The organism is Streptomyces sp. NPDC020731 (assembly GCF_044334705.1).
GTDB lineage: Bacteria > Actinomycetota > Actinomycetes > Streptomycetales > Streptomycetaceae > Streptomyces.
On record NZ_JBIRTN010000003.1, the window covers coordinates 160,588 to 186,895 of the forward strand.

Annotated in this window: 27 protein-coding genes; 13 read left to right on the forward strand and 14 right to left on the reverse strand. The window is 72.0% G+C overall.

Features of this window, described 5'->3' with window-relative positions; all coding sequences use genetic code 11:
• Window positions 1-45: 45 nt before the first annotated feature.
• Together ACH4VX_RS05825 and ACH4VX_RS05830 are read left to right on the forward strand one after the other, a co-directional pair.
• The gene (locus tag ACH4VX_RS05825) at window positions 46-396 is read left to right on the forward strand and encodes a VOC family protein (RefSeq protein WP_398366082.1); all 351 of its coding nucleotides are present in this window, start codon (window positions 46-48) and stop codon (window positions 394-396) included.
• Window positions 397-466: 70 nt separating this feature from the next.
• Complete coding sequence (locus ACH4VX_RS05830; RefSeq protein WP_398366083.1) at window positions 467-856, forward strand: MarR family winged helix-turn-helix transcriptional regulator; 390 nt, start codon at window positions 467-469, stop codon at window positions 854-856.
• Between the two features lie 18 nt (window positions 857-874).
• On the opposite strand, the gene ACH4VX_RS05835 is transcribed toward ACH4VX_RS05830, so the two are convergent.
• Window positions 875-1,279 (reverse strand): SseB family protein, encoded by a 405-nt coding sequence (locus ACH4VX_RS05835; protein ID WP_398366084.1) that lies wholly within the window; start codon window positions 1,277-1,279, stop codon window positions 875-877.
• Window positions 1,280-1,478: 199 nt separating this feature from the next.
• Between ACH4VX_RS05835 and ACH4VX_RS05840 the strand changes: the two genes are divergently transcribed.
• A complete protein-coding gene (locus tag ACH4VX_RS05840) occupies window positions 1,479-2,924 on the forward strand; it encodes a glyceraldehyde-3-phosphate dehydrogenase (RefSeq protein ID WP_398366085.1) in 1,446 nt (481 codons plus the stop codon).
• A gap of 151 nt (window positions 2,925-3,075) precedes the next feature.
• On the forward strand, window positions 3,076-4,041 hold the full coding sequence (locus tag ACH4VX_RS05845; RefSeq protein ID WP_398366086.1) for a hypothetical protein: 966 nt from the start codon (window positions 3,076-3,078) through the stop codon (window positions 4,039-4,041).
• Window positions 4,042-4,065: 24 nt separating this feature from the next.
• Here ACH4VX_RS05845 and ACH4VX_RS05850 read toward each other — a convergent pair whose 3' ends face one another.
• Window positions 4,066-5,886, reverse strand: a complete 1,821-nt coding sequence (locus ACH4VX_RS05850) for an FAD-dependent oxidoreductase (protein ID WP_398366087.1) — start codon at window positions 5,884-5,886, stop codon at window positions 4,066-4,068.
• Between the two features lie 232 nt (window positions 5,887-6,118).
• On the opposite strand from ACH4VX_RS05850, the gene ACH4VX_RS05855 reads away from it, so the two are divergent.
• The 7 genes from ACH4VX_RS05855 (at window position 6,119) to ACH4VX_RS05885 (ending at window position 11,419) form a co-directional block, all read left to right on the forward strand.
• Window positions 6,119-7,243, forward strand: a complete 1,125-nt coding sequence (locus ACH4VX_RS05855) for a SchA/CurD-like domain-containing protein (protein ID WP_398366088.1) — start codon at window positions 6,119-6,121, stop codon at window positions 7,241-7,243.
• Window positions 7,244-7,311: 68 nt separating this feature from the next.
• Complete coding sequence (locus ACH4VX_RS05860; RefSeq protein ID WP_398366089.1) at window positions 7,312-7,779, forward strand: cupin domain-containing protein; 468 nt, start codon at window positions 7,312-7,314, stop codon at window positions 7,777-7,779.
• Window positions 7,776-9,044, forward strand: a complete 1,269-nt coding sequence (locus ACH4VX_RS05865) for a beta-ketoacyl-[acyl-carrier-protein] synthase family protein (RefSeq protein WP_398366090.1) — start codon at window positions 7,776-7,778, stop codon at window positions 9,042-9,044. Before ACH4VX_RS05860 ends, ACH4VX_RS05865 begins: the two co-directional genes overlap by 4 nt.
• On the forward strand, window positions 9,041-10,285 hold the full coding sequence (locus tag ACH4VX_RS05870) for a ketosynthase chain-length factor (RefSeq protein ID WP_398366091.1): 1,245 nt from the start codon (window positions 9,041-9,043) through the stop codon (window positions 10,283-10,285). Before ACH4VX_RS05865 ends, ACH4VX_RS05870 begins: the two co-directional genes overlap by 4 nt.
• 27 nt (window positions 10,286-10,312) lie before the next feature.
• Window positions 10,313-10,573, forward strand: a complete 261-nt coding sequence (locus ACH4VX_RS05875; RefSeq protein WP_398366092.1) for an acyl carrier protein — start codon at window positions 10,313-10,315, stop codon at window positions 10,571-10,573.
• A 2-nt stretch (window positions 10,574-10,575) separates the two neighbouring features.
• Window positions 10,576-11,058: an SRPBCC family protein gene (locus ACH4VX_RS05880; RefSeq protein WP_398366093.1), complete on the forward strand. Its 483-nt coding sequence runs from the start codon at window positions 10,576-10,578 to the stop codon at window positions 11,056-11,058.
• A gap of 25 nt (window positions 11,059-11,083) precedes the next feature.
• The gene (locus tag ACH4VX_RS05885; RefSeq protein WP_398366094.1) at window positions 11,084-11,419 is read left to right on the forward strand and encodes a TcmI family type II polyketide cyclase; all 336 of its coding nucleotides are present in this window, start codon (window positions 11,084-11,086) and stop codon (window positions 11,417-11,419) included.
• An 84-nt stretch (window positions 11,420-11,503) separates the two neighbouring features.
• On the opposite strand, the gene ACH4VX_RS05890 is transcribed toward ACH4VX_RS05885, so the two are convergent.
• The 4 genes from ACH4VX_RS05890 to ACH4VX_RS05905 form a co-directional block, all read right to left on the reverse strand.
• Window positions 11,504-12,532 carry a methyltransferase gene (locus tag ACH4VX_RS05890; RefSeq protein WP_398366095.1) on the reverse strand — a complete coding sequence of 343 codons (1,029 nt, stop codon included), beginning with the start codon at window positions 12,530-12,532 and terminating at the stop codon, window positions 11,504-11,506.
• A gap of 57 nt (window positions 12,533-12,589) precedes the next feature.
• Complete coding sequence (locus ACH4VX_RS05895) at window positions 12,590-13,654, reverse strand: nitrous oxide reductase family maturation protein NosD (RefSeq protein WP_398366096.1); 1,065 nt, start codon at window positions 13,652-13,654, stop codon at window positions 12,590-12,592.
• A 179-nt stretch (window positions 13,655-13,833) separates the two neighbouring features.
• Window positions 13,834-15,405: an MDR family MFS transporter gene (locus tag ACH4VX_RS05900; RefSeq protein WP_398366305.1), complete on the reverse strand. Its 1,572-nt coding sequence runs from the start codon at window positions 15,403-15,405 to the stop codon at window positions 13,834-13,836.
• Between the two features lie 174 nt (window positions 15,406-15,579).
• The gene (locus ACH4VX_RS05905) at window positions 15,580-16,260 is read right to left on the reverse strand and encodes a TetR family transcriptional regulator (RefSeq protein WP_398366097.1); all 681 of its coding nucleotides are present in this window, start codon (window positions 16,258-16,260) and stop codon (window positions 15,580-15,582) included.
• Between the two features lie 327 nt (window positions 16,261-16,587).
• On the opposite strand from ACH4VX_RS05905, the gene ACH4VX_RS05910 reads away from it, so the two are divergent.
• Window positions 16,588-17,343, forward strand: a complete 756-nt coding sequence (locus ACH4VX_RS05910) for an IclR family transcriptional regulator (RefSeq protein ID WP_398366098.1) — start codon at window positions 16,588-16,590, stop codon at window positions 17,341-17,343.
• A gap of 120 nt (window positions 17,344-17,463) precedes the next feature.
• The gene (locus ACH4VX_RS05915; protein ID WP_398366099.1) at window positions 17,464-18,633 is read left to right on the forward strand and encodes a 4-hydroxybenzoate 3-monooxygenase; all 1,170 of its coding nucleotides are present in this window, start codon (window positions 17,464-17,466) and stop codon (window positions 18,631-18,633) included.
• A gap of 313 nt (window positions 18,634-18,946) precedes the next feature.
• Here ACH4VX_RS05915 and ACH4VX_RS05920 read toward each other — a convergent pair whose 3' ends face one another.
• The 8 genes from ACH4VX_RS05920 to ACH4VX_RS05955 form a co-directional block, all read right to left on the reverse strand.
• Window positions 18,947-19,852 (reverse strand): LysR family transcriptional regulator, encoded by a 906-nt coding sequence (locus ACH4VX_RS05920; RefSeq protein ID WP_398366100.1) that lies wholly within the window; start codon window positions 19,850-19,852, stop codon window positions 18,947-18,949.
• A 36-nt stretch (window positions 19,853-19,888) separates the two neighbouring features.
• The gene (locus tag ACH4VX_RS05925; RefSeq protein WP_398366101.1) at window positions 19,889-21,088 is read right to left on the reverse strand and encodes a glycine C-acetyltransferase; all 1,200 of its coding nucleotides are present in this window, start codon (window positions 21,086-21,088) and stop codon (window positions 19,889-19,891) included.
• A gap of 28 nt (window positions 21,089-21,116) precedes the next feature.
• Window positions 21,117-22,145 (reverse strand): L-threonine 3-dehydrogenase, encoded by a 1,029-nt coding sequence (tdh, locus tag ACH4VX_RS05930; protein WP_398366102.1) that lies wholly within the window; start codon window positions 22,143-22,145, stop codon window positions 21,117-21,119.
• Between the two features lie 182 nt (window positions 22,146-22,327).
• Complete coding sequence (locus ACH4VX_RS05935; protein WP_398366103.1) at window positions 22,328-22,903, reverse strand: GAF domain-containing protein; 576 nt, start codon at window positions 22,901-22,903, stop codon at window positions 22,328-22,330.
• 58 nt (window positions 22,904-22,961) lie between these two features.
• Entirely contained in the window at window positions 22,962-23,591 is a 630-nt protein-coding gene (locus tag ACH4VX_RS05940; RefSeq protein ID WP_398366104.1) for a GTP-binding protein, read from the reverse strand.
• Window positions 23,569-23,940, reverse strand: a complete 372-nt coding sequence (locus ACH4VX_RS05945; protein WP_398366306.1) for a DUF742 domain-containing protein — start codon at window positions 23,938-23,940, stop codon at window positions 23,569-23,571. Before ACH4VX_RS05945 ends, ACH4VX_RS05940 begins: the two co-directional genes overlap by 23 nt.
• A gap of 2 nt (window positions 23,941-23,942) precedes the next feature.
• Window positions 23,943-24,380 carry a roadblock/LC7 domain-containing protein gene (locus tag ACH4VX_RS05950; protein ID WP_398366105.1) on the reverse strand — a complete coding sequence of 146 codons (438 nt, stop codon included), beginning with the start codon at window positions 24,378-24,380 and terminating at the stop codon, window positions 23,943-23,945.
• A 59-nt stretch (window positions 24,381-24,439) separates the two neighbouring features.
• On the reverse strand, window positions 24,440-26,299 hold the full coding sequence (locus ACH4VX_RS05955; protein WP_398366106.1) for a sensor histidine kinase: 1,860 nt from the start codon (window positions 26,297-26,299) through the stop codon (window positions 24,440-24,442).
• Between the last annotated feature and the right edge of the window lie 9 nt (window positions 26,300-26,308).

Genomic DNA, 26,308 nt, shown 5'->3' on the forward strand with positions numbered 1-26,308 from the left:
ACCGGCGCGTTCGGGCGCCGGGCCCGCTTCGATGAGGAGTACGTCATGATCGACGGCCTGAAGACGATCGTCTACCCCGTCAACGACCTCGGCCGGGCGAAAGCACTGTTCCACGCCCTGCTCGGGGTGGAGCCGTACACGGACGAGCCGTACTACGTCGGTTTCCGGACCGAGGCGCACGAGATCGGCCTGGACCCCAAGGGGCACGCCAAGGGCATGACCGGGCCGGTTCCCTACTGGCGGGTGGCCGACATCCAGGAGACCCTCGCCGCTCTGCTGGAGACGGGGGCGAAGCCCGTGCAGGACGTGCGGGACGTCGGCGGCGGCGCACTGACCGCCTCCGTGCAGGACCAGGACGGCAACCTCCTCGGCCTGTTCCAGAATGCGCCCGCCTGACCCTCCTGACCTGCCGGAAGGGACGTCATTGCACGCTCATTGAATATCGAACAAGTGTTACCGTTCGGGTATGGCAGCGAAGACGGCCGGTACGCGGCTCGAGGAACGGTGGCGTGACATCCTCGCGGTGCACGCGCGCACCCTGGGCGAGATCGACCGCGCGCTGCATCCGTACGGTCTGGGGGCCTCCGACTTCGAGGTGCTCGATCTGCTCGCGGCCACGACGCCCCCGGGCGGCGAGCAGTGCCGGGTGCAGAACCTGGTGGGCCGGGTCCACCTCAGCCAGAGCGCGCTGTCCCGCCTCATCGCCCGCCTGGAGAAGGACGGCCTGGTGGAGCGCAGCATGTGCCTGGAGGACCGGCGCGGCGTGTATGTGCAGCTCACACCGAAGGGACGCGAGCTGCACGCCGAGGCGCTGCCGGTGCAGCGCGCCGCCCTGGCCCGCACGCTGAGCGAATAGCGCGCGGGCCCGGCCGGCTCACGGGCGGGCCAGCAGCGTACGCACTCCCTCCGAGGTGAGCGTCAGACGGTGCTCGGAGCTGCCGTCGATGGTGAGCGACAGCTCCTCGGCCGGCCACTGGGCGGCGAGCGCGCCGAGCGGGACGAGCCGGTAACGGGAGACGAACGGCAGCAGCCCGGCCATCTCCAGTTCGGACGTGAACACGGGCACCACCTGGGTGCCGCCCGGCTGCTCCAGCACCGGAAGGGCGACCGCGCCGGGGTCGGCGGCCTCCTCGTCGCCCGCGTCGTCCGGTACCGGGATCAGTACGTCGCTGTTCGCGAGGGCGTCCAGCGCCATCGTGTCCTGGGTGTTCTCCGACAGGGTGTCCAGGGCCCGCTGCGCGGGCGTGGGGGCGTTGTTCTCGTGCGCGGGTGTTTCCATGGCAGATTCCCTGGTAGCGGCGGTCCTACGGCCCGCCCGGGACAAGATCCGGCCCGGGCACAGTGCTGCACGCGTACCCGTTCGCATGTCGCGCAACCCTGCAGGTTCCGGGGTGATCACCAGCCTTCCGGCACCCCCTCCGGACCCGAGGACCCACGTGGCTATCATATGAGCACCCTCTAGCTCGAAAGATGATCCTGTGACTGTCAACGAAGACTCGTTCACCAACTGGAAGCACCGCGAGGAGATCGCGGAGTCGATGATCCCGATCATCGGGAAGCTGCACCGGGAGCGGGACGTGACCGTCCTGCTGCACAGCCGCTCCTTGGTGAACAAGTCGGTGGTCAGCATTCTCAAGACCCACCGCTTCGCCCGGCAGATCGCCGGCGAGGAGCTCTCGGTCACCGAGACGCTGCCCTTCCTGCAGGCGCTCACCACGCTCGACCTCGGCCCGTCCCAGATCGACATCGGCCTGCTCGCCGAGGCCCACCGCGCCGACGACCGGGGCCGGTCGGTGGCCGAGTTCACCGCCGAGGCCGTCGCCGGCGCGACCGGCGCCGGCAGGATCGACCGCCGTGAGCCGCGCGACGTCGTCCTCTACGGCTTCGGCCGCATCGGCCGCCTCCTGGCCCGGCTGCTCATCGAGAAGTCGGGGTCCGGCAACGGGCTGCGGCTGCGCGCGATCGTGGTCCGCCAGGGCGGTGAGCAGGACCTCGTCAAGCGGGCCTCGCTGCTGCGCCGCGACTCCGTGCACGGTCAGTTCCAGGGCACGATCACCGTCGACGAGGCGAACAACACGATCGTCGCCAACGGCAACACCATCAAGGTGATCTACGCGGGCGACCCGACGGAGATCGACTACACGGCGTACGGCATCAAGAGCGCCATCCTCATCGACAACACAGGCAAGTGGCGCGACCGCGAAGGGCTTTCGCAGCACCTGCGTCCCGGTATCGACAAGGTGGTGCTGACCGCGCCCGGCAAGGGCGACGTGCCCAACATCGTGCACGGCGTCAACCACGACACCCTCAAGCCGGACGAGCGGATCCTGTCCTGCGCGTCCTGCACCACCAACGCGATCGTGCCGCCGCTGAAGGCGATGGCGGACGAGTACGGTGTGCTGCGCGGGCACGTGGAGACGGTGCACTCGTTCACCAACGACCAGAACCTGTTGGACAATTACCACAAGTCGGAGCGCCGCGGCCGTTCGGCGCCGATGAACATGGTGATCACCGAGACGGGTGCCGCCTCGGCCGTCGCCAAGGCGCTGCCCGACCTCGACGCGACCATCACCGGCAGCTCGATCCGGGTCCCCGTGCCGGACGTCTCGATCGCGATCCTCAACCTCCAGCTGGGCCGCGCGACCGACCGTCAGGAGGTCCTGGACCACCTGCGCAACGTGTCGCTGACCTCGCCGCTCAAGCGCCAGATCGACTTCATCAGCGCACCCGACGCGGTCTCCAGCGACTTCATCGGCTCGCGCCACGCCTCGATCGTCGACGCCGGCGCACTGAAGGTCGAGGGCGACAACGCGATCCTCTACCTCTGGTACGACAACGAGTTCGGCTACTCCTGCCAGGTCGTCCGGGTCGTCCAGTACGTTTCCGGGGTGGAGTACCCGACCTACCCGGCCCCGGCGGTCTGACCCGGGCAGCCGGCAAGCGGAACGACGGGGCGGGGCCGGTGAGGTGCCCCGCCCCGCCCCGGCCTGCCCGGCGTACCGGCGGTAAGGGGCAGATCGGTAACGATCACCCCGTCCTGGTTGCCGGGGCACGTGGAGTTCCTAGTCTTCCGGCATGGCCCTCTTCAGCAGTCGCACCAGCAGACCTCGGACAGTGCCCGCCCTCGACGACGCCGACCTGGCGCGCGTGCTCGGGCGGTTGAGCAAGCGGAACGGGGGCGGCAAGGCCGCGGACGTGACGCTCGTGGCCTCCTTGCTGGAGGAGTCCGGGGACGACTGGGACCGGCGCGGCCACCGGCTGTCCGTACTGGCCGAGGCGACGGCCGACGCGGGGCTCGCGGCGGCGTGGCTGGACAGGGAGCCGGGGAGCGCGGACGCCCTGCTGCTCCACTCCTGGGCCGGACTGACACGCGGTCTGCGGGACGGGCACCTGGAGGACGCCGGACAGCTGGTCTCCCAGTGCCACCAGGCCGCCGAACGAAGACCGGAGGATCCGCTGCCGTGGGTGGTCCTGCTCGGTGTGTCCCGGATCGAGCGCTACGGCCAGAACGACGTCAACGCCGTCTGGCGGGAGGCCACCGGGCGCGACCGCTGGCACCGTGAGGCGTATCTGCAGATGCTCGCGTACCTGTCGCCGGAGGAAGGGGGTTCCAGCGCGGCCGTCCTCGACTTCGTCGACGTGGTGCGCACCCGTATCCCGGCCAACGCGCCATGTGCGGCGGTCGAGTTGACCGCCGCCGTACGGCAGTACCAGGGGCTGCTGGCGCAGGGCGGGGTGCGGGCCATGACGGCCGGTCAGCTGTGGGAGGGCGGGCAGATCGCGGCCGCGCTGGAGCAGGCGGCCGCGCTGTGGGCGAAGCCGGGTTTCTTCCAGCACGCGGCGGCGCTGGCCGATCTGAACGTCTTGGCGTACGCGCTGTGCGCGGCCGGCCGGGCCGCCGACGCGCACCCTGTCTTCCAGGCCCTCCAGGGCATGGTCACCCCTTGGCCCTGGGACGTCGACGGCCCCGCCCTCCAGCGCTTCGAGCAGCACATGTCCAAGTCGGAACGGGGACGGCAGGGCGGCATCGGCCGAGCGTGACGCCCGCCGGCCGCCGCTCTCCCGTCAGTTCCGCGCCAGGACGGTGGTGACGACCTCCCGCAGCACCTCCGCCGGGCCCGGTACGGGCCCTTCGGAGCGCCAGGCGACGAAGCCGTCGGGGCGGACCAGTACCGCGCCGTCCGCGGTGATCCCGTGCGCCCGGGCCCAGTCGGCACCGCCCTCGGGGCTCAGTTCCGCGTCGGGGCCGTCACCCACCCGGTACGCGTCGAGCGGTACGGACAGGTCCTTCGCGACCTCCGCCGCCGCGGTGTGCCAGTCGCAGGCGCCGTTCGCGGAACTCAGCAGCACGCACGACCGCTCGTACAGGTCGAGCGTGGAGATCCGGGTGCCGGAGCGCTCCAGCCACACGTGCGGGGCCCGGCTGCCGGGCTCGCCGGTCAGCATCACCCCGTCGGGGATGACCGGCGCCGCCTGGTCGGCGCCCAGGACCGCGCCGCGCGGATAGCGGTAGCAGAGCGCCACGTTGAGGATGCCGCCCTGCTTCATCCCGGGGCCACCGGGACCACCGGCTCCGGGACCGCCGGCTCCAGGACCGCCAGGCCTGCCGGGACCGCCGGGGCCACCGGCTCCAGGACCGCCAGGCCTGCCGGGACCGCCGGGGCCACCGGCTCCGGGACCACCGGGGGCGGGGGCTCCTAGGGAGGGGGCTCCGAGGGAGGGGGCGCCGGGGGCGGGCGTGTATCCGGGGTGGCTGTGCTCGCTCGAACGGGAGGAGGCACGGGCACTGGTCGCCTCCGCGACGGGCCGGCGTTCGGCGTCGTAGGACTCCAGCAGGCCGGGCGCGGCCCAGCCGCCGAGCACGGCGGCCAGCTTCCAGGCGAGGTTGTGGGCGTCCTGGATGCCGGTGTTGGAGCCGAACGCCCCGGTGGGCGACATCTCGTGGGCGGAGTCGCCGGCCAGGAACACCCGGCCGTCCGCGTACCGTTCGGCGACCCGCTCGGCGGCGTGCCAGGCGGCCCGGCCGGTGATCTCCACGTCGAGGTCCGGCACTCCGACGGCCTTCCGGATGTGAGCGACGCACCGCTCGTCGGTGAACTCCTCGATGGTTTCGCCGTGTTCGGGGTGCCAGGGGGCGTGGAACACCCAGTGCTCCCGGTTGTCGACCGGCAGCAGGGCTCCGTCGGCGTCCGGGTTGGTCAGGTAGCAGACGATGAACCGCCGGTCCCCGACGACGCCGGCGAGGTCACGGGAGGTGAACGTGAGACTCACGTTGTGGAACAGGTCGCCCGGGCCGTTCTGCCCGATGTCCAGCGCCTCACGGACGGGGCTGCGCGGGCCGTCGGCGGCGACGAGGTAGTCCGCCCGGATCCTGGCGTGCTCGCCGGTCTCCCGGCTCTTGACCAGCACCGTCACACCCTCGGTGTCCTGGTCGAAGGAGAGCATCTCCGTCCCGAAGCGCAGATCCCCGCCGAGTTCGCGGGCTCCCTCGAGGAGCACCGGTTCCAGGTCGTTCTGGCTGCACAGGCACCACCCGCTGGGGCTGAAGCGGGCGAGGCCGCCACCGGGGTCGATCTCCTGGAGCAGCCACTCGCCCTCGTCACCCGCCAGGCTCGGGGTCTGCCAGATGCCGTGGTTCTCCGACAGGACCGACGCGGCCCGGCCGATGCGCTGCTCGAGTCCGGCCGCCCGGAACAGCTCCATGGTGCGTACGTTGTTTCCCCGCCCGCGTGGGTGGATCGACGTGCCCGCGTGGCGTTCGACGAGCGTGTGCGGCACACCGAGGCGTCCCAGGAACAGGGACATGGACAGGCCCACCAGGGAGCCGCCGACGATGAGGACCGGCGTGCGGTGATCCGCCCGGCCGGCCGTATCCGATCGATTCATTGAAACGCCTCCAGCGTCGCCCTCGACGGGCTGTGGAACAGGACGCACCTTTCATGCCCGGTGCGGGCCGGTCCGCGTCCCGGCGGCACCCGGATGGCGCGCGGTTCACCCGCCTGCCCCGTGTCGCTCGCGCGCACCGGAAAGTCGCGTCAACGATCGACTCATGGCGACCCCGGCCCTTCGGACACGGCGGTCGTTCCTGACCTTCCGAAGAAGAGGAGAGGTGCGCCGGATGACCATGTCGGCACGCATATCGCAGTCGGCGTTCGACGGCTCGAGGCTGCGGGTGATCCTGCTGCTCGACCTGCACGACGGGGCCCAGGAGCAGTTCCTCGACGCGTACGAGCACATGCGCAACAAGGTCGCGTCCGTCCCCGGTCACATCAGTGACCAACTGTGCCAGTCGATCGAGAACCCCTCGCAGTGGCTCATCACCAGCGAGTGGGAGAGCGCCCTGCCGTTCCTCGCGTGGGTGAACAGCGAGGAGCACATCGAGATCGTCCGGCCGATGCACAGCTGCGTCCGGGACACCCGGTCGATGCGCTACAGCGTCCTCCGCGAGACCCATCCGGACCAGCCGCTCACCACCGAGGTCGCGCGGACGAGCCTCCAGAAGGCACCCCGCGTGGGTGCCGGGATGACCCGTCACGCCCTCACCTTCACCGTGAAGCCGGGCTCCGAGTCCAAGGTCGTGGACATCCTGGCCAACTACGAGGCGCCCGAGGCGCGGATCAACGGCATCACACGACTGCACCGCACCTCACTCTTCATGCACGGCAACCGTGTCGTGCGGGCCGTGGAGGTGGAGGGCGACCTGCTGGCCACCCTGTGCCACGTGGCCAGTCAGCCCGAGGTCCAGGCGGTGGAAGAGGCCATCAACCCCTATCTGGAGCAGGACCGGGATCTGTCCGACTCCGACTCCGCGCGGGTGTTCTTCACCCGGGCGGCGCTCCCGGCCATGCAGCACGTGGCGGCCGGTCGCCCGGAACCCGCCCGCCTGCGGCGGCACATGCTGTACTACCCGGCTGTGACGGACCGCGGCCTGGAGCTGGCCCGGTTCCTCGCCCACCAGGACGAGGCCGCGGCGAACGACCCGGACAGCCCGGTGTACGCGAGCACCGTCTTCCAGCGCGACGACGTCGTGGTCCGCATGATCGACGTCACCGGCGAACTCGATCTCGACCCCGCCGCCGCCCTCGGCGTCAAGGCCCCGGGCAAGGCGGCCGAGCTGGAGCGTCTCCTGGACGGCGCCGCGATCGGCGTCGAGGGCTCCCTGGACTCGGAGCGCACCTTGCACCGGCTCCTGGCGCACGCCGACATGATGCCCGTCACCGACCGCAGCTCTGCGGATTCCTGACGGTCCACCGCGGTGACGTCCGGGCCGTGCCCGCCCGGACGTCACCGGCACACCCGGAGGTAACAACCATGTCCAAGCAGCATCCACGCATCGTGGACCTGAGCGAGACGGAACCCAACCGACGGCGCGGAGGCGACCTCAGGACCCTGCTCACCCCGGCCACCGTGGGCTCCACCAGCGGCTTCATGGGCCTGGCGATCATCAAGCCCGGTGAGCGCATCGGCGAGCACTACCACCCGTACTCCGAGGAGTTCGTGTACGTGGTCAGCGGCGCGCTCGAAGTGGACCTGGACGGCGAGCCGTTCGCGCTCCGCGCCGAGCAGGGACTGATGATCCCGATCGACATGCGGCACCGCTTCCGCAACGTCTCCGACCGGGAGGCCCGCATGGTGTTCCACCTGGGCCCGCTCGCCCCGCATCCGAGCCTCGGCCACGTCGACACCGAGGAGACCGAAAGCGCCGTCGCCGGGCCGCAGTTGAAGGTCGGCGGTCCCGAGCTCGGCCGGCCGGCCGAGCCGAGCGAGGCCATAAAATGACCCGCCGGGTGGCCGTCACCGGTATAGGTGTGGTCGCTCCCGGCGGCATCGGAGCGACGGCGTTCTGGGATCTTCTGACAGCCGGCCGCACCGCGACCCGCGGCATCTCCCTGTTCGATCCGGCGGGCCTGCGCTCGCGCATAGCCGCCGAATGCGACTTCGACCCGTTCGAGCACGGCCTGGACGCGGATCTGTGCCAACACGCGGACCGTTACCTCCAGTTCGCCCTGGTCGCCGCCGCCGAGGCCGTCCGGGAATCCGGACTCGACACCGAGGCCGTGGACCCCTGGCGCACCGCGGTCTCGCTGGGCAGCGCGGTCGGCGGCACCACCCGGCTGGAACACGACTACGTGCGGGTCAGCGAGCGCGGCCGGCGCTGGGACGTGGACCACCGGGAGGCGGAGCCGAAGCTGCACCTGGCCTTCTCGCCGAGCACGCTCGCCTCGGTCGTCGCCGAGCGGTTCAACGCCCGGGGCCCGGTGCAGACCGTCTCCACCGGCTGCACCTCCGGGCTCGACGCGGTCGGCTACGCCTTCCACACCATCACCGAGGGCCGGGCCGACGTCTGCATCACGGGGGCGTCGGACTCGCCGATCTCACCGATCACGATGGCCTGCTTCGACGCCATCAAGGCGACGTCACCCAACAACGACGACCCCGAGCACGCCTCCCGGCCCTTCGACGCCCACCGCGACGGCTTCGTGATGGGCGAGGGCGCGGCCGTGCTCGTCCTCGAGGAGTACGAGCACGCACGGGCCCGCGGCGCGGAGATCCTCTGCGAGATCAGCGGCTACGCCACCTACGGCAACGCCTACCACATGACCGGTCTGACCAGTGAGGGACTGGAGATGGCCCGGGCGATCGACACCACGCTCGACCAGGCCCGTATCGACCCCACACTGATCGACTACGTCAACGCGCACGGCTCCGGCACCCGGCAGAACGACCGGCACGAGACGGCCGCCGTGAAGCGGTCCCTGGGCGCGCACGCCTTTGGGACGCCCATGAGCTCCATCAAGTCGATGGTGGGGCACTCGCTGGGCGCGATCGGCGCGATCGAGGTGGTCGCCTGCGTCCTCGCGCTGAAGCACCAGGTGGTGCCGCCCACGGCGAACTACGAGACCCCCGACCCCGAGTGCGACCTGGACTACGTGCCGCGCACCGCCCGCCCGCGGAAGCTGAACCATGTGCTCTCCGTCGGCAGCGGCTTCGGCGGCTTCCAGTCCGCGGTGCTGCTGTCCGGGCCGGGTGGGAGGACACGATGAGCAATCGACGCCCCGGGCGCGCGGCCGTCACCGGCATCGGTGTGGTCGCGCCCAACGGACTGCGGACCGACGCCTACTGGAAGTCCGTCCGCGAAGGCATCGGCGTGCTGGATCTGATCAGCCGCGAGGGCTGTGACCATCTGCCGCTCCGAGTGGCGGGCGAGGTCCGGGCCTTCGACCCGGCGGCCCTCATCGAGGACCGGTTCCTGGTGCAGACCGACCGGTTCAGCCACTTCGCGATGGCCGCCGCCGCCCTCGCCCTCGACGACGCCGGGCTCGGCGGCGATCCCGCCGAGCCGTTCTCCATCGGCGTGGTCACCGCCGCCGGATCGGGCGGTGGCGAGTTCGGCCAGCGCGAGCTGCAGAAACTGTGGGGGAAGGGCTCCAAGTTCGTCGGCCCCTACCAGTCCATCGCCTGGTTCTACGCCGCGAGCACCGGCCAGATCTCCATCCGCAGCGGCCTCAAGGGGCCGTGCGGGGTGGTGGCGAGCGACGAGGCGGGCGGTCTGGACTCCCTCGCGCACGCGAGCCGGGCCGTGGGCCGCGGCACCGACGTCATGGTCGTGGGCGCCGCGGAGGCGCCGCTGGCCCCGTACTCGATGGTGTGCCAGCTCGGCTACCCCGAGCTCAGCACCCTCGACGACCCCGAACGTGCCTACCGCCCGTTCACCGAGAAGGCGTGCGGTTTCGTGCCCGCCGAGGGCGGCGCGCTGCTCGTCGTGGAGGACGAGGACCGGGCCCGGAGGCGCGGAGTGCCCGTACGGGCCACCGTGGCCGGCCACGCCGCCACGTTCACCGGGGCCTCCCGCTGGGCGGAGTCCCGGGAGGGTCTGGCCCGCGCGATCCGCGGCGCCCTCGACGAGGCGGGCTGTGCCCCGGAGGAGATCGACGTCGTGTTCGCCGACGCCCTGGGCGTCCCCGAGGCGGACCGCGCCGAGGCGCTGGCGATCGCCGACGCCCTGGGCGCGCACGGTACCCGCGTCCCGGTCACGGCGCCCAAGACGGGCATCGGGCGCGCCTACTGCGCGGCACCCGTGCTGGACACGGTGGCCGCGGTGCTCGCCATGGAGCACGGTCAGGTACCCCCGACACCCAACGTGTTCGACGTCTGCCACGACATCGACCTGGTGATGTCGCGCGCTCGCCCCGCCGAGCTGCGCACCGCCCTGGTCCTCAGCAGGGGACTGATGGGCTCCAACGCGGCGCTGGTCCTGCGCCGCGGTGACGATTCCGCCCGTTAGGACCGGGCGGGGAAGGAGCAGGCACCCATGATCACCTCCGAAGTGACCTTCGACGAGCTGGCCGCGCTGATGAAGCAGGCTGCCGGCATCAGCGTCGACCCCCGGGAACTGAAGCAGTCGGCGGAGTCCCCCTTCGACGTCTTCGGCCTCGACTCGCTCGGTCTGCTCGGCATCGTCGGCGAGCTGGAGAACCGGTACGGCCAGTCGTTTCCCCCCGACTCGGAGCGCTGCCGTACACCCCGCGAGTTCCTGAACCTGATCAACAGCACCCTCACGGCTGGAGCCTGAAAGTGGCCGGACACACCGAGAACAGCATCACCATCGACGCTCCCTTCGACCTCGTGTGGGAGATGACCAACGACCTGGAGAACTGGCCGCGGCTGTTCAGCGAGTACGCGTCCGTGGAGGTCCTCTCCCGCGAGGGCGCCACGACGAGGTTCCGGCTGACCATGCACCCGGACGAGAACGGCAAGGTGTGGAGCTGGGTGTCGGAGCGCACCCCGGACCGCGGGAAGCGCACGGTCCACGCCCGCCGGGTCGAGACGGGCCCGTTCGCCCACATGGACATCGTGTGGGAGTACGCGGAGCTGCCGGGCGGCGTGCAGATGCGCTGGACGCAGGACTTCGCGATGAAGCCCGACGCCCCGGTCGACGACGACTGGATGACGGACAACATCAACCGCAACTCCCGTACGCAGATGACCCTCATCCGGGACCGGATCGAGCAGGTCGCCCGCGACAGCGAGAGCGCGTCCGTCGCGTCCTCGCGCTGAACACCGGTCCAAGGAAGGACACCCGATGCACCACGCCCTCATCGTCGCCCGGATGAAGCCCGGCTCGGCGCCGGACATCGCCGACGTGTTCGCCGCCTCCGACCGGGGTGAACTCCCCCATCTGGTCGGTGTCGGCCGGCGCAGCCTCTTCCAGTTCGGCGACGACGTGTACCTGCACCTCATCGAGGCCGAGCAGGACCCGGCGCCGGCGATCGCGAAGGTCGCCGGACACCCCGAGTTCCGCCGCATCAGCGAGCGGCTGGAGGCGTACGTCAGCCCGTACGACCCGGCCACCTGGCGCGGTCCCAAGGACGCCATGGCGCAGTGCTTCTACCGCTGGGAGCGGAGCGCCGGCTCCTGAGCGAGCGGCCGCCGAAACCCCGAGGCCGCCGGCCCCGCGTCAGTCGCGGGGCCGGCGGCCTCGGGGGTGGCGGCGTGCCTTCGGTCAGCCGGGGACGGTGCACTCGAAGGCGTGGAGGTAGGCGTTGACCGGGCTGACGTCGCCGATGACGAGGCCCGCGCCGGTCAGCCGGTCGACCATGCTCTGCCGGGTGTGCTTGGCGCCGCCGACGTTGAGGAGCAGCAGCAGGTCCATGGCGGTGGTGAACCGCATCGACGGGGTGTCGTCGACGAGGTTCTCGATGACGACGACACGGGCTCCGGGCCGTGCCGCCGCGCGGACGTTGGCGAGCACCCGGCGGGTGCTGTCGTCGTCCCACTCGAGGACGTTCTTGATGATGTACACGTCCGCCCGGACGGGGACGTCCTCGCGGCAGTCCCGGGCCACGACCTCGACCCGGCCGGCGAGCGAACCGCCCCGGCGCAGCCGGGGGTCCGCTTTCTCGACGACGCCCGGCAGGTCGAGCAGGGTGCCGTGCAGGTGGGGGTGCTTCTCCAGAAGGCCGGCCAGGACGTGCCCCTGGCCGCCCCCGATGTCCACGACCGAGGAGGCGTCGTCCAGGTCGAGCAGCCGGGCCACGTCGCGCGCGGACTGCTCGCTGGACGTCGTCATGGCCCGGTTGAACACGTGGGCGGACTCGGGGGCGGACTCGTTGAGGTAGGTGAAGAACTCCTGGTCGTAGGCGTCCTCGAAGACGTTGCCGCCGGAGCGCACCGCCTCGTCGAGCAGCGGCCAGACGTTCCAGGTCCATGGCTCGGTGCACCACAGGGCGATGTACCGCAGGCTGTGCGGGTCGTCCTCGCGCAGCAGCCGGGACATCTCGGTGTGCCCGAAGGTGCCGTCGGGGTTCTCGGTGAAGACGCCCTGGCAGGACAGGGCGCGCAGCAGCCGCCGCAGGGTGTGCGGCTGGGTCTTCACCGCCGTTGCCAGGTCGTCGACGGTCATGGGGGTGTCGTCCAGCGCGTCCGCCACGCCCAGGCGGACGGCCGCGCGTACGGCGGCGGCGCACGCCGCCCCGAAAACGAGCTCCCGCAGCCGCATGGGCGGTGGGGGAGCCGGATCAACGGTGGTCATCCGTTGCCTCGCTTCTGCTGTCGTGCAGTTGGTGGGGGGGCGGTGGGGCCGGGTCGGTCAGCACATGCCCGCGGGCTCGGAGAGCGTGCAGGTGTTGCGGCTGAACGTGTTGTTCCTGGCGGTGTCCCGGTTGGCCAGGTCGGCCGGGCTGTTGCCGGTCACCAGGTTGTCGCGGATGTCGTTGTGCTCACCGGCGGTGCCGACGAGGCTCTTGAAGAGCACGATGCCGCCGGACAGCGGAGAGGTGCCCTTGTTGTCCTCGACCCGGTTGTAGGCGACCAGGGTCTCCTCGGCGCCGGTGAGGACGATGCCCGAGCCCTGCAGGAAGGGCAGCCGGGGCGTCTCGGGGCAGTACTTGTTGTTGGCGTGGACGTAGTTGCGCGTCACGCGCAGGGCGCCGGCCCGCGGCTCGGACTCGTCGCCCACCACGAACACGGCGGCGCAGTTGCCGGTGGCCTCGTTGCGGTCGACGGTCAGGTTCCGCAGTCGGCGCACGGTGACGCCGACCCGGTTGTCGGCCATCCGGTTGTAACGGATCACGGTCCTCTCCGCGTCCCGGGCGCCTTCCTCGGTGCCGACGGTGTTGGACACGAACAGTCCGGCGTCGCCGTTCTTCCGGACGAGGTTGTGGCTGAGCACACTGTGTACGGAGCGTTCCTCGGCGATGCCCCACCGGCCGTTCTTCTCCGCCACCACGTGCTTGACCTCCAGCCCGTCGGTTCCGGTGGCCCACAGCCCGTTCTCGGCGAATCCCCGCACCGTCAGCGACCGTACGGTGACGTCCTTCAGAGGGCTCTTGTCGGTGCCGGTGACACAGATGCCGTTCCCCGCCCCGGCGCAGGCGCTCCTGCTCTCGGCGGCGTCCGCCGCGGGCATCAGTACGGTGCGGCCGGCGCCGTGGCCGCGCAGGGTCAGGTCCGACACCTTGATGGCGACGCTCTGCCTGTAGGTGCCGGGCGCGAGGAGGACGGTGTCCCCCGGCTTCGCGGCGTCCACGGCCTTCTGGATCGACTGTCCGGGCTGTACGCGGTGCACGGTCGGATGGTGGACCGACGGGGCGGCGCCCAACCCCGCGGCCACGGCGGCGGCGCAGGCGAGAAGGGCGGTGTGTCGTTTGTTCATGAGCCGAAGCTATGAGCGGGGGTCGGGCCCCGCCACCGGTGATCACCCGGGTGGGCCGGGGCTCCCGACGGGTGATCACCCGGTCGGCTCATCCCTCGTGGACGCCGGACGGGGCCGCCCACCGTCGTGCGGTGGGCGGCCCCGTCCTTTTCCACGCGTCCCGTCGGCCGTGTTCCGGATCAGGCGACCGGGGTCGCCCGGTCCTCGTCCGGCGTGGTGTCCGCGGTGGCGGACTCCTCGGCGAGGCGTTCCATGCCGCTGGTGGTCTTCAGCGGCTTCTCCTTGATGAACACGACGGCGACCAGGGCGAGCAGCGCGAACGGCGTGGCGACGAGGAACAGGTCGGCCGTGGCGACGGCGTAGGCGTGCTCGACGATGCCCCGCATCGGTTCGGGCAGCGTGGACATGTCCGGGACGCTGCTCTCGCCCGAGCCCTCGCCGGCCGGCACGGTGATGCCCGCGTCCTTGAGGCCCTTGGTCGTCTCGCTGGTGACCCGGTTGGCGAGGATCGCGCCGAGGACGCTGACGCCGATGGTGCCGCCCATGCTGCGGAAGAAGGACAGTACGGAGGTCGCGGCGCCCAGGTCGGCGGCGGCCACGTCGTTCTGCGCGGCGAGCACCAGGTTCTGCATCAGCATGCCGACGCCGACGCCCAGAATCGCCATGTAGAGGCTGAGCAGACCGAAGTGCGTCTTCGCGTCGATCGTGGACAGCAGCCCGAGGCCGACGGTCATGACGACCGCGCCCGCCACCAGGTACCGCTTCCACTTGCCGGTGCTGCTGATCACCTGTCCGGCGACGGTGGACGACACCAGCAGGCCGAGGATCATCGGCAGGCTCATCAGACCGGCGACGGTCGGCGACTTGCCCAGGGAGACCTGGAAGTACTGCGAGAGGAAGACGGTCCCGCCGAACATGGCGACACCGACCAGGAGGCTGGCGACGGTGGTCAGCGTGACCGTGCGGTTGCGGAAGATGTCGAGCGGGATGACCGGCTCGGGGGTGCGGGCCTCGACGAACACCGCGGCGACCAGCAGCAGTACGCCACCGCCCGCGAGGGCACCGGTCTGCCAGGACGCCCAGTCGAACTCGTTGCCGGCCAGCGACACCCAGATGAGCAGCGCGCAGACGCCGGCGACGATCAGGAAGGCCCCGAGCCAGTCGATGCGCACCTTGCGCGTCACGGTGGGCAGGCTCAGCGTGCGCTGCAGCAGCGCGATGGCGAGCAGCGCGAACGGCACGCCGATGAAGAAGCACCAGCGCCAGCCCAGCCAGGAGGTGTCGACCAGCACACCGCCGACCAGCGGTCCGGCCACGGTGCCCACCGCGAAGACGGCACCGAAGATGCCGGCGTACTTGCCCAGTTGGCGGGGCGGGATGACGGAGGCCATCACGACCTGGGCGAGGGCGGTCAGACCGCCGGCACCGATGCCCTGCACGACCCGGCTGAAGATCAGCAGGCCGACGCCTTCGGAGAAGCCCGCCAGCAGCGAGCCGACCACGAACATGGCCAGCGAGAGCTGGAGCAGCAGCTTCTTGTTGAAGAGGTCGGACAGCTTGCCCCACAGGGGCACCGTCGCGGTCATCGCCAGCAGTTCGGAGGTGACGACCCAGGTGTAGGAGGACTGGCTCGCGCCCAGGTCGGCGATGATCGTGGGCAGTGCGTTGGCCACGACGGTGCCGGCCAGGATCGCGACGAACATGCCGGCCATCAGGCCGGACATGGCCTGGAGTATCTGCCGGTGGGTCATGGAGGTGGGAGGCGCGTCGGCGGGCGCCGGGGGTGAGCTCACGGGATCTCTTTCGGTCATGGTCGAACGGTCACGCGCGGGGCGGGCGCCGGCAGGTGCCGGCCCGCTCATGGGCGCGGAACGGACAGCGGGGGCGGCGGCCGCGGCGGGAGGCCGGGCGGCCGGTGTGAGGACTTACGCGGGAGGTGCCGGGAGACCGGCGGCGAGGAGGGCGAACACCTCCCGGAAGACGTCGAGGAAGGCGGCTTCCTCCTGCCGGGCGTACCAGTGCTCCACGCTGGTGCGCACCGCGGTGCCCGCCACCGCGGCCAGCAGCCGCGGGTAGAGGTCGAGCGCGCCGCGCCGTTCCTCGTCGGTCGCGGGGGCGGGTGGGGACACGGACGCCGTCGGCCCGCCGGCGCGGATGCGCGCGGCGATGGCCTCGGCCAGTTCGGTCTCGTCCGCCATGTGCGCGCCGAGCGTGCGGACCAGCAGGTGCGGCGAGGCGTGCAGCACCTGGGCGTGCAGCCGCCACAGTTCGTGCTGCTGCTCCGCCTCGGCGAGTTCCGCCGCCATGGCCTCGCGCAGGGCCTGCAGCGGGGAGAGCGTGGCCGGCGCGTCGAGTACGGCCTGCCGCATCCGCGCACCCGCGTCCGCGTCGATCACGACGAAGGCGTCGTCGCGGGTGTCGAAGTAGTTGAAGAAGGTCCGCACGGACACCCCGGCCGCCGCGCTGATCGCCTCGACGGTGACCTTCTCCGCACCGTGTTCGGCGGCCAGCCGCACCGCGGCCTCGGCGAGGGCGGCACGCGTCGCCCGCTTCTTCCGCTCCCGCAGCCCGCCCCGCGCGGCGCCCTTCTCCGACATGCCTTGCATGCTATGCAAAGATGCATGTCATGCAAAATTATCTCCGTCCGGCTCCTGGCCGACGGGCGGCCGAGCGGGCGGCGCGGGCCACGGGCGGCCGGCGCGGGCGCTCGGGCGGCAGCGGGACCGCGGTGCGTACGACGGCTCCGAGGCGGCGCGGTTCGTCGTAGGGGCGGCCGTTCCTCCTCGGGTGCGAGCGGGCGGGAGAGGCGGCGCGCGGCGCGCACGGCGTGAGGTCCCTCTCCCGCGCCCTGCGCGAGGGGGCACCGCCCCGATACCCGACACGGCGGCACGCCGGCCGCCCGCCCGTCGCGGAAGAGCCGGGAAGGACGGACGATGGCGAACTCACGGTCCGGGGAGACGGTCACCGAACGGATCGTCCGCGTCCTCGAGACGTTCGACACCGACCGGACCGTGCAGACGGCGGCGGAGATCGGACGGCGCGCGAGGCTGCCGTCGTCCACGGCGCACCGGATCGTGGCCGATCTCGTGGAGTGCGGGCTGCTGGAACGGGACGAGGAGCAGCGGGTGCGTCTGGGCATGCGGCTGTGGGAGCTGGCGCTGCGCGGCTCCCACGCCCTCCGCCTGCGGCAGGCGGCCCTGCCGTTCATGGAGCGGGTGCAGGCCCGGGTCCGGGAGCACACCCAGCTCGCGGTGCTGGAGAACGGCGAGACCCTCTTCGTGGAGCGGCTGTCCCACCCGCACGCGGGCGCGAACATCACCCGGATCGCCGGGCGGCTGCCCCTGCACGCCTCGTCGTCGGGGCTGGTCCTGCTCGCCCACGGCCCGGAGGAGCTGCGGGAGCGGGTCCTCGCCGAGCCGCTCGAGGCGGTGTCGCCGGGGACCGTGACCGACCCGGCGCAGCTGCGCCGGGTCCTGGCCGGCATCCGGCGTGACGGCGTCGTCGTGGCTCCGGGGACGGTCGAGGCCGTCTCCACGGGCGTCGCCGTGCCGGTGCGCGAGGGTCGCGGGCGGGTGGTCGCCGCGCTGTCGGTCGTCCTCCCCCGTGACACGCCGACCGGTCCCGTGGCCGAGGCGCTGCGCTCCGCCGCCGCGGGCATCTCGGCGGCGCTCGGCGCGCGCCGCCCGTAGCCACCGGCCGGGCTGCGGGTCGCGGGGATCCGGTTCCCGTTCAATGGGAAGGTCCGTCGTCAACAGGGGTGCTCCGGCGCCAGACTCCGTGCCACCCCGTCGGCCGTCGAAGGAGACGACATGCCCGTACGCACCCGAGTCGCCGTCATCGGAGCAGGCCCCGCCGGCCTGCTGCTGTCCCATCTGCTCGGCCGCCACGGCATCGAGTCGGTCGTCATCGACTCCCGCAGCCGCGAGGAGATCGAGACCACCATCCGGGCCGGCATCCTGGAGCAGGGCACCGTCGAGGTCCTCAGCGAGACGGGGGCCTCCGACCGGGTTCTCACGGCCGGGCGGAAGCACGAGGGCATAGAGCTGCGCTTCGACGGCGAGGGCCACCGGATCGACTTCGCCGCGACCGTCGGCCGGGCGGTGTGGCTCTATCCGCAGCACGAGGTGCTGAAGGATCTGGTCGCCGCGCGCCTCGCCGCCGGCCAGGACCTCCGCTTCGGAGTGACCGCCGAGCGCGTGGAGGACGCGGAGACGAACCGGCCGCGCGTCGTGGCCAAGGACGCCGAGGGCGACACCGTCGAGATCGAGGCCGATGTCGTCATCGGTGCGGACGGCTCCCGCGGCGTGGCCCGCGAGGCCGTCACGGGCAGCCACGGCGGCTGCTTCCGGGAGTACCCGTTCGCCTGGTTCGGCATCCTGTGCGAGGCGCCGCCCAGCGCCGAGGAGCTGATCTACAGCAATTCGCCGAACGGTTTCGCGCTGATCAGCCGGCGCAGCCCCGAGGTGCAGCGCATGTACTTCCAGTGCGACCCGGCAACCGACCCCGAGGCGTACACCGAGGAGCGACTGTGGGAGATCCTGCGCTCACGCGTCCCCGGCATCACCCTCGAAGAGGGCCCCGTCTTCCAGCGGGACGTGCTCCGTTTCCGCAGCTTCGTCGCGCACGAGATGCGCCGGGGCCGGGTCGTGCTCGTCGGCGACGCGGCGCACACCGTGCCGCCCACCGGCGCCAAGGGCATGAACCTCGCCGTCGCCGACGTCGTCCTCCTCACCGACGCGCTGCGCGCGCTGCTGCTCGACGGGGACGCGTCCCTGTTCGACGCCTTCCCCGAGACCGCCCAAAAGCGCATCTGGAAGGCGCAGCACTTCTCCTGGTGGATGACGAGCATGCTGCATCTGCAGCCCGGGGCGAGCGACTTCGACCGCATGCGCCAGATCGGCGAGCTGCGCTCGGTCGTCGAGTCGGACGCCGGCCGCGCGTACCTCGCCGAGGGCTACACCGGCCTGCCGCTCGGGTGACCACCGGGGCGGTCTGCGGTGGACGACTCCCCCGGCGGGTCGCGCGCTCGTCGGGCGAGCACCTCGTCCACGGACTCCTCCCGCCGGCGGCGGGAGGAGTCCGTGGACGGCGTGGGCGCCGTGCGGGTAGGCCGTCGGGCCGGCCGCGCCCTTCGCGGTTGCAGGGCCGGGAGTGCACTCGGCGTGGAACCACTCGTGGTCGGGTGCGCCCTTGGCCTCGGCCGCCGCCACGAGTGCGGCGGCGTGCACGGCCTGCTCGTCCAGGACGTGGGTGAAGTCGACGCTGCCGGCGTCCGGTCGCCGGGACGTCGGCCTACGCCTCCCCGGCCGCCGCGCGGAGGGCGTCCAGGACCGGGTGGATCAGTGGGTGTTCCTCGGCGCCGCGGCGTACGGCGGCGAAGACGCGGCGGGTCGGGGCCACCCCGTCGACCGGGCGGACGACCACGCCCGTGAGGTCCATGCCGCGCAGGGCCGAGCGGGGCACCAGGGCGACGCCGACGTCCGCCGAGGCGAGGGCGACCACCGCGCGGAAGTCGTCCGAGGAGTGCTCCAGGCGGGGCTGGAACCCGGCGCTCTCGCAGGCCAGCACGACCACGTCGTGGCACGGGTTGCCGGGGTACGGGCCGATCCACGGGTCCTTGGCCAGCTCGGCGAGCGGCACCTCGGCGGTGTCGGCCAGTCGGTGGGTGACCGGGACGACCGCGTCGAAGGGCTCCGCGTACAACGGCATGTGGGCCAGCCGCGGGTCGTCGGCGGAGGGCGCCCCGCGGTACTCGACCGCCACGGCGACGTCGACCTGCCGGTCGAGGACCATCAGCAGGCTGGCGTCCCCTTCGGCGTCCTGGACCCGGATGCGGATGCCGGGCGCCGACCCGGCGAGGCGGGCCACCGCGGGCGCGACGACCTGGGCGATGCCGGTGGCGAAGGCGGCGACCGTGACCGTGCCGGCCTCCCCCGAGCCGTAGGCGGCCAGTTCGGCCTCGGCCCGTTCCAGCTGGGCGAGGACGACGTTGGTGTGGCCGAGCAGGATCTCGCCGGCCGGGGTGAGCCGTACGCCCTTGGCGCCGCGCTCGACGAGACGGTGGCCGGTCTCCTGTTCCAGGGCGGCGAGCTGCTGGGAGACGGCGGAAGGGGTCAGGTACAGCGCGGCGGCCGCCGCCGTGACCGTGCGGTGGTCCGCCACCGCACGGAGTATGTGGAGCCGCCGCGCCTCGATCATGAATGCGATTGTCTCAAATCGCTCGGTGTGCTCCGCTCAGGCGTCGAGCTCCGCACGGGCCGCCACGAAGGCGTCCACCGCGCGGTCGACGTCCTCGGTGGAGTGCGCGGCCGACAGCTGGACGCGGATGCGGGCCCGGTCCTGCGGCACCACCGGGTAGGAGAAGCCGATCACGTACACCCCGCGTTCCAGCAGCAGCTCCGCCATGCGGCCCGCACGGGAGGCGTCGCCGATCATCACGGGGGCGATGGCGTGGTCGCCGGGGAGGATGTCGAAGCCCTCCTCGGTCATCCGCCGGCGGAACAGGGCGGTGTTCTCGGCGAGCCGGACGCGCAGGTCGTCGGCCGACTCCAGCAGGTCCAGGACCTTCAGGGAGGCGGCGGCGATCACCGGGGCGAGGGTGTTGGAGAACAGGTACGGGCGGGAGCGCTGGCGCAGCAGGGCGACGATCTCCGCGCGGGCGGCGACATAGCCGCCGGACGCGCCGCCGAGCGCCTTGCCGAGGGTGCCGGTGACGATGTCGACGCGGTCCATGACGCCGTGCAGCTCGGGCGTGCCGCGTCCGCCGGGACCGACGAAGCCGACGGCGTGCGAGTCGTCGACCATGACCATGGCGCCGTGCCGGTCGGCGAGGTCGCAGATCTCGTCCAGCGGGGCCACGTAGCCGTCCATGGAGAAGACGCCGTCGGTGACGATCAGCGTGCGGCGCGCACCGCCCTCCGCGGCTTCCTTGAGCTGACGTTCCAGGTCGGCCATGTCGCGGTTGGCGTAGCGGAAGCGGCGGGCCTTGGACAGCCTGATGCCGTCGATGATCGACGCGTGGTTCAGCGCGTCGGAGATCACCGCGTCCTCGGGTCCGAGCAGCGTCTCGAACACACCGCCGTTGGCGTCGAAGCAGGAGGAGTAGAGGATCGTGTCCTCCTGGCCGAGGAACGCCGACAGCCGCGCCTCCAGCTCCTTGTGCACCTCCTGGGTGCCGCAGATGAAGCGCACGGACGCCATGCCGTAGCCCCAGCGGTCCAGGGCCTCGTGGGCGGCGGCGACCACCTCGGGGTGGTCGGCGAGGCCGAGGTAGTTGTTGGCGCAGAAGTTGAGGACCTCACCGGGACGGCCGCCTGCGGTGACGTTCACGGTGGCGGACTGCGGGGTGCCGATGACGCGCTCGGGCTTGTGCAGTCCGGCGGCACGGATCTCGTCGAGGGTGGCGCGCAGGTCGTCGCGCACGGAGTCGAACATTCGAAAAGCTCCTAGGGAGGCAGATGGCTTACGCGGTCCAGTCGAGGATGACCTTGCCGCCCCTGCCGGCGGCCGCGTCCTCGAAGGCGGCCTCGAAGTCGCGGTGGGAGTAGCGGCCGGTGATCACCGGGGCGAGGTCCAGGCCGCCCTCCAGCAGGACCGACATGGCGTACCAGGTCTCGAACATCTCACGGCCGTAGATGCCCTTGATGGTGATCATCGACGTGACGATCCGGGACCAGTCGACCGGGAACTCCTCGGCGGGCAGGCCGAGCATCGCGATCCGGCCACCGTGCGTCATGTTGTCGATCATGTCCCGCACGGCCTCGGGGCGGCCGGACATCTCCAGGCCGATGTCGAAGCCCTCGCGCAGTCCGAGGGTCTGCTGCCCGTCGGCGATGGTGGACTCCGCCACGTTCAGGGCCAGGGTCGCGCCGATCTTGCGGGCGAGCTCCAGACGCTCCTCGCTGACGTCGGTGATCACGACGTTGCGCGCGCCGGCGTGCCGGGCCACGGCGGCCGCCATCAGTCCGATCGGGCCGGCACCGGTGATCAGGACGTCCTCACCGACCAGTGGGAAGGACAGCGCGGTGTGCACGGCGTTGCCGAACGGGTCGAAGATCGCCGCGACGTCGAGGTCGACGGGGACCCGGTGCACCCAGACGTTGGTGGCGGGGAGCACGACGTACTCGGCGAAGGCGCCGTCGCGTCCGACGCCGAGGCCGACCGTGGCCCGGCACAGGTGGCGGCGTCCGGCCAGGCAGTTGCGGCACTTGCCGCACACCAGGTGGCCCTCGCCGCTGACCCGGTCACCGCTCCTGATGTCGGTGACGTCCCGGCCGGTCTCCACGACCTCACCGACGAATTCGTGCCCGAGGACCAGCGGGGTGCTGATCGTCTGCCGGGCCCAGCCGTCCCAGGACCGGATGTGCAGGTCGGTGCCGCAGATACCGGTGCGCAGCACCTTGATCAGCACGTCGCCGGGTCCGACGGCGGGCTCCGGGACGTCCGCGAGCCACAGCCCGGGCTCCGCCTTCTCCTTGACCAGCGCCTTCAACGCTACGGCTCCTGAGGGTGAGTCCCGGTCCCCGGGCACGCCGAAGCGGCCCCGGTCCGGGAGGAGGAGTGGAATCGCACTGCAATCTGCCGTACGACACCCTCACCGGTCCATCGAGGATTTCTTAAGCGCGGCCACAGCTTTGCTTCACACCATCACCCGTCCGGCCGTACCGCCCGCACTCACAGGGGCAGCCCGTCGCCCTCCCGGCGCTCCAGCCGTACGACGAGGTCCGTGGCCTGCGCCTTGATGGCGGCGAGCCCCGGCTGTCCCCAGGCACGTGGCTGGATGTCGGTGACCGACACCGTGCCCAGCACCATGCCGGTGCTGTCGATAAGTGGTGCGCCCATATAGGAGCGGATGCCGAACTCGTCCACCACCGGGTTGCCCGCGAAGCGGGGATAGTCGCTCACGTCCTCCAGGACCAGCGCCTTGCGCCGGGCCACCACATGGGGGCAGAAGCCGTGGTCGCGGGGCAGCACCCGGCCCAGCAGGGCGCCGGTGCCGTCGCCCCGCACGACCGGTGCGACGGGCGGGGTGTGCAGGCCCGCGAAGAACTGCCCCTCCTCACCGGGCAGGTTGACCATGGCGTACGGCGCTCCGGTGAGCTCGGCGAGGCCGTACGCGAAGGCGTCGAGCGCGGGCTCGGGGTGCTCCCCCAGACCCAGCCGGCGCAGCCTGCGGGCGCGCTCCGGCGCTTGGCCGTCCTCGGGGGTGAGCAGCAGACGACCTGCCGGGCGGGGCGGGTCGTAGCTCATGGGCGGGCTCCCAGGTTGTGGGTGAAGGTCATATAGGGGCTCCGAGGGTGTGCGGGGATCACATGTGGGCGCCATACCCGGTCGCGGCGGCCGGGGCGTGGGCGATGAGGTGGCGGACCAGGGTCAGCAGGGTCTGGACGCTGGAGCTGGAGATACGGGCGTCGCAGCAGACGACGGGGATCTCCGCGGGGAGGTCGAGGGCGGCACGCACCTCCCCGGGGTCGTAGCGGAAGGCACCGTCGAACTCGTTGACGGCGACGATGAATCCGAGACCGCGCTGCTCGAAGAAGTCGACCGCCGCGAAGCACTCCTCGAGGCGCCGGGTGTCGGCGAGGATGACCGCGCCGAGCGCGCCCTCGCAGAGCTCGTCCCACATGAACCAGAACCGTTCCTGGCCGGGAGTGCCGAACAGGTACAGCACGTGTTCCGCGTCGAGGGTGATGCGGCCGAAGTCCATGGCCACGGTCGTCTCGACCTTGTTCTCGATGCCGTCGAGGTTGTCGGTGGCCGCGCCGACCGTGGTGAGGAGTTCCTCCGTGCTGAGCGGCGCGATCTCGCTGACCGCGCCGACGAAGGTCGTCTTGCCCACGCCGAACCCGCCCGCCACCAGGATCTTGAGTGCGGTGGGGAACGGGTCGTCGCCGTGGTCCGCGCCGTCGACGTGGTCAGAGCTGTCGTCGTAGTCCATCGAGCACTGCCTCCAGAAGGGCCCGGTCCGTCGGGTTGTGGTGGAACTCGGGTGGTTTGTCGGTCAGCGCCCCGCATTCGACGAGGTCCGCCAGCAGCACCTTGGTGACGGCCACCGGCAGTCTGAGATGGGCGGAGACCTCGGCGACCGGGACGGGGGCGCGGCACAGGTCGAGGACCTGGGCGTGCTCGGGGCCGAGGTAACCGAGGGGGGTGGCTCCGGTGGCTCTCACCTGCGACAGCAGGTCGAGTGCGACGGTGGGGCGGGTACGTCCGTTACTGACCGTGAAGGGGCGCACCAGCCGACCGGCCGCGTCGTCGAGCCACGGCCCGTCACCGGCCGCCTGCACGCTCAATGCCTCATCGCCGGGGGCTCGACGCCGCCCTGCTGCCGGGGTGCGGTCATCAGATACGGGCGGACGGACTTGACCAGCATCGCCATCTCGTAGCCGAGCACCGCCGCGTCGGCCTCGCGGCCGGCCATGACGGCGAGGCAGGTGCCGGAGCCGGCGGTGGTGACGAACAGCAGGGTCGAGTCGAGCTCGACGACGACCTGCCGGACGTCGCCGCCGTCGCCGAAGCGGATGCCGGCGCTGCGGCCGAGGGAGTACAGGCCGGAGGCCAGGGCGGCCATGTGGTCGGCGGCGTCCGGGTCGAGGCCGTGCACGGACTTCACCAGCCCGTCGCAGGACAGCAGTACGGCGCTGCTGGTGTGCGGTACGCGTTGCACGAGGCCGCTCATCAGCCAGTCGAGATCGGATACCTGGACGGTCGGCGCATCGCTCGCCATGGTGGATCGACTCCTTGGGGTACGAAGGTCTGCGGGAGCGCTGGGGGTGGTGGTGCTGGTCATCCGGCGGGCGTGCTCCCGTCGTGCCGGGCGGGGTGGCCGGTGGGGGGTGCGGGTACGGCAGGCCGCGGTGCGGCGGGGGACTCCTGCTGGAACTCCGCGAGGCTGACGCCGCGTTGGAAGGCGGCCATCAGGTTGGGGTCGTGCCCGGCGACGTACTCGGTGTCCTGGCGGGGCGCGGGACCGTCGCGTAGCTGCGGGGCGATGTGCTCCTGGGCGCGGCGGCGGGGCAGCCCGGGTTTGCCCATGGTGCCGCGCACCGTGCCGCCGCGCGGAGTGAGGGGCGTGGTCCCGTGGTCCGTGAGGGCGTCCCGGTCGCCGTGGTGGCCGCCGGGTACGGCCCCGGCGGGACGGGGGCGCGCCTCATGGGCACCGCGCAGGGGCAGCGGCGGGGCGAGCGCGTCGCCGGGGGGAGACGGGGCCCGGGTGAGGAGCCGTGGCTGTGGGACGGCGGGGGTGAGGGGTGCCGCGGGCGCGGGCGCCGGCCCTCCGCCCGCCGGTGGTACGTCCACGGGAACGGGTACGGCGGGCATGTGACGGGCCGTCGGGCCGGCACCGGTGCCGTGGTCGTGCGGCTGTGGTGCCGCGCCCTGTCCGCCGCCTGCGGCCCCCGGCTCCGTGCCGAGCAGTGCCCCCGGCACCACGAGCACGGCCTGGACCCCGCCGTAGATGTTGCTCTGGAGCCGGACGTGGATGCCGTGCCGCTTGGCGAGCTGGGAGACCACGAACAGACCGATCCGGCCGTCGGCCAGCAGGCTGGCGACATGTACCTGGTCGGGGTCGGTGAGCAGCGCGTTCATCCGGTCCTGCTCGCCGATGGGCATGCCGAGTCCGCGGTCCTCGACCTCGACGGCGAGCCCGGAGGTGACGAGGCTGGCCCGCAGCAGCACCTGGGTGTGCGGGGCGGAGAACACCGTGGCGTTCTCGACGAGTTCGGCGAGCAGGTGGATGACGTCGGCGACGGCGTGCCCGCGCAGGGTGCCGTCGATCGGCGGCACGAGCTTGACCCGTGAGTACTGCTCGACCTCGGCGATCGCCGAGCGCAGCACCTCGGTCATGGAGACCGGGTTGCTCCACTGCCGCCGGGAGACGGCCCCGCCGAGCACGGCGAGGTTCTCGGCGTGGCGGCGGATGCGGGTGGCGAGGTGGTCGACGTGGAAGAGCCCCTTGAGCAGGTCGGGGTCCTCCATCTCGTTCTCCAGCTCGTCGAGGATGGAGATCTCGCGGTGCACCAGGGACTGCAGGCGCCGGGCGAGGTTGACGAACACCTCGAGCTTCTGTTCGCTGCCGGTCCGGCTGGAGAGCTGGGACGCCTGCACGACGGCGTCGACGGCCCCGTCGTGCGCCCGGGAGAGGTCGACGGCGAGCAGGTCGAAGTCGGCGTCGTCGTCGGGGGCGTCGGCCGGTCCGCCCCGCCGTCCGCGTGGGGGCGGGGCGTCGCCGCGGCGCAGTGTCTCGACGAGGGTGCGCAGGTCGGCCTCGCGCCGGGCGGTGCTCCGGCGCAGCGTGCCGATGCGGTCGTGCACGGACCGGGCGGCGCGGTCGGCGGCCACGGCGGCGATGACGATGCCGGCGAACGTCACCGAGGTGGCGCCGCCGAGGACGGCCCACAGGGTGAGGCTCGGCCGGACCCCGGTGGAGCGGACGGTGAAGAGCACGGCCGCGCAGGCGCTGAGGGCCACCGCCACGGGCGGGAGCACGGCGAGACGCAGCAGCTGGGGCCGTAGCGGTGTCTCGGGCAGCGCGGGAGCGGTCCGCGAGGGGGGCCGGCCGTGCCGCCCGCCCTCGCGGCGGTCCGCTCGGGCGGCCGGACCGGTCCGGCGGGCCCGGGCGTCGGCGCGGTCCGGCTCGCGGGCCATGACCGTGGT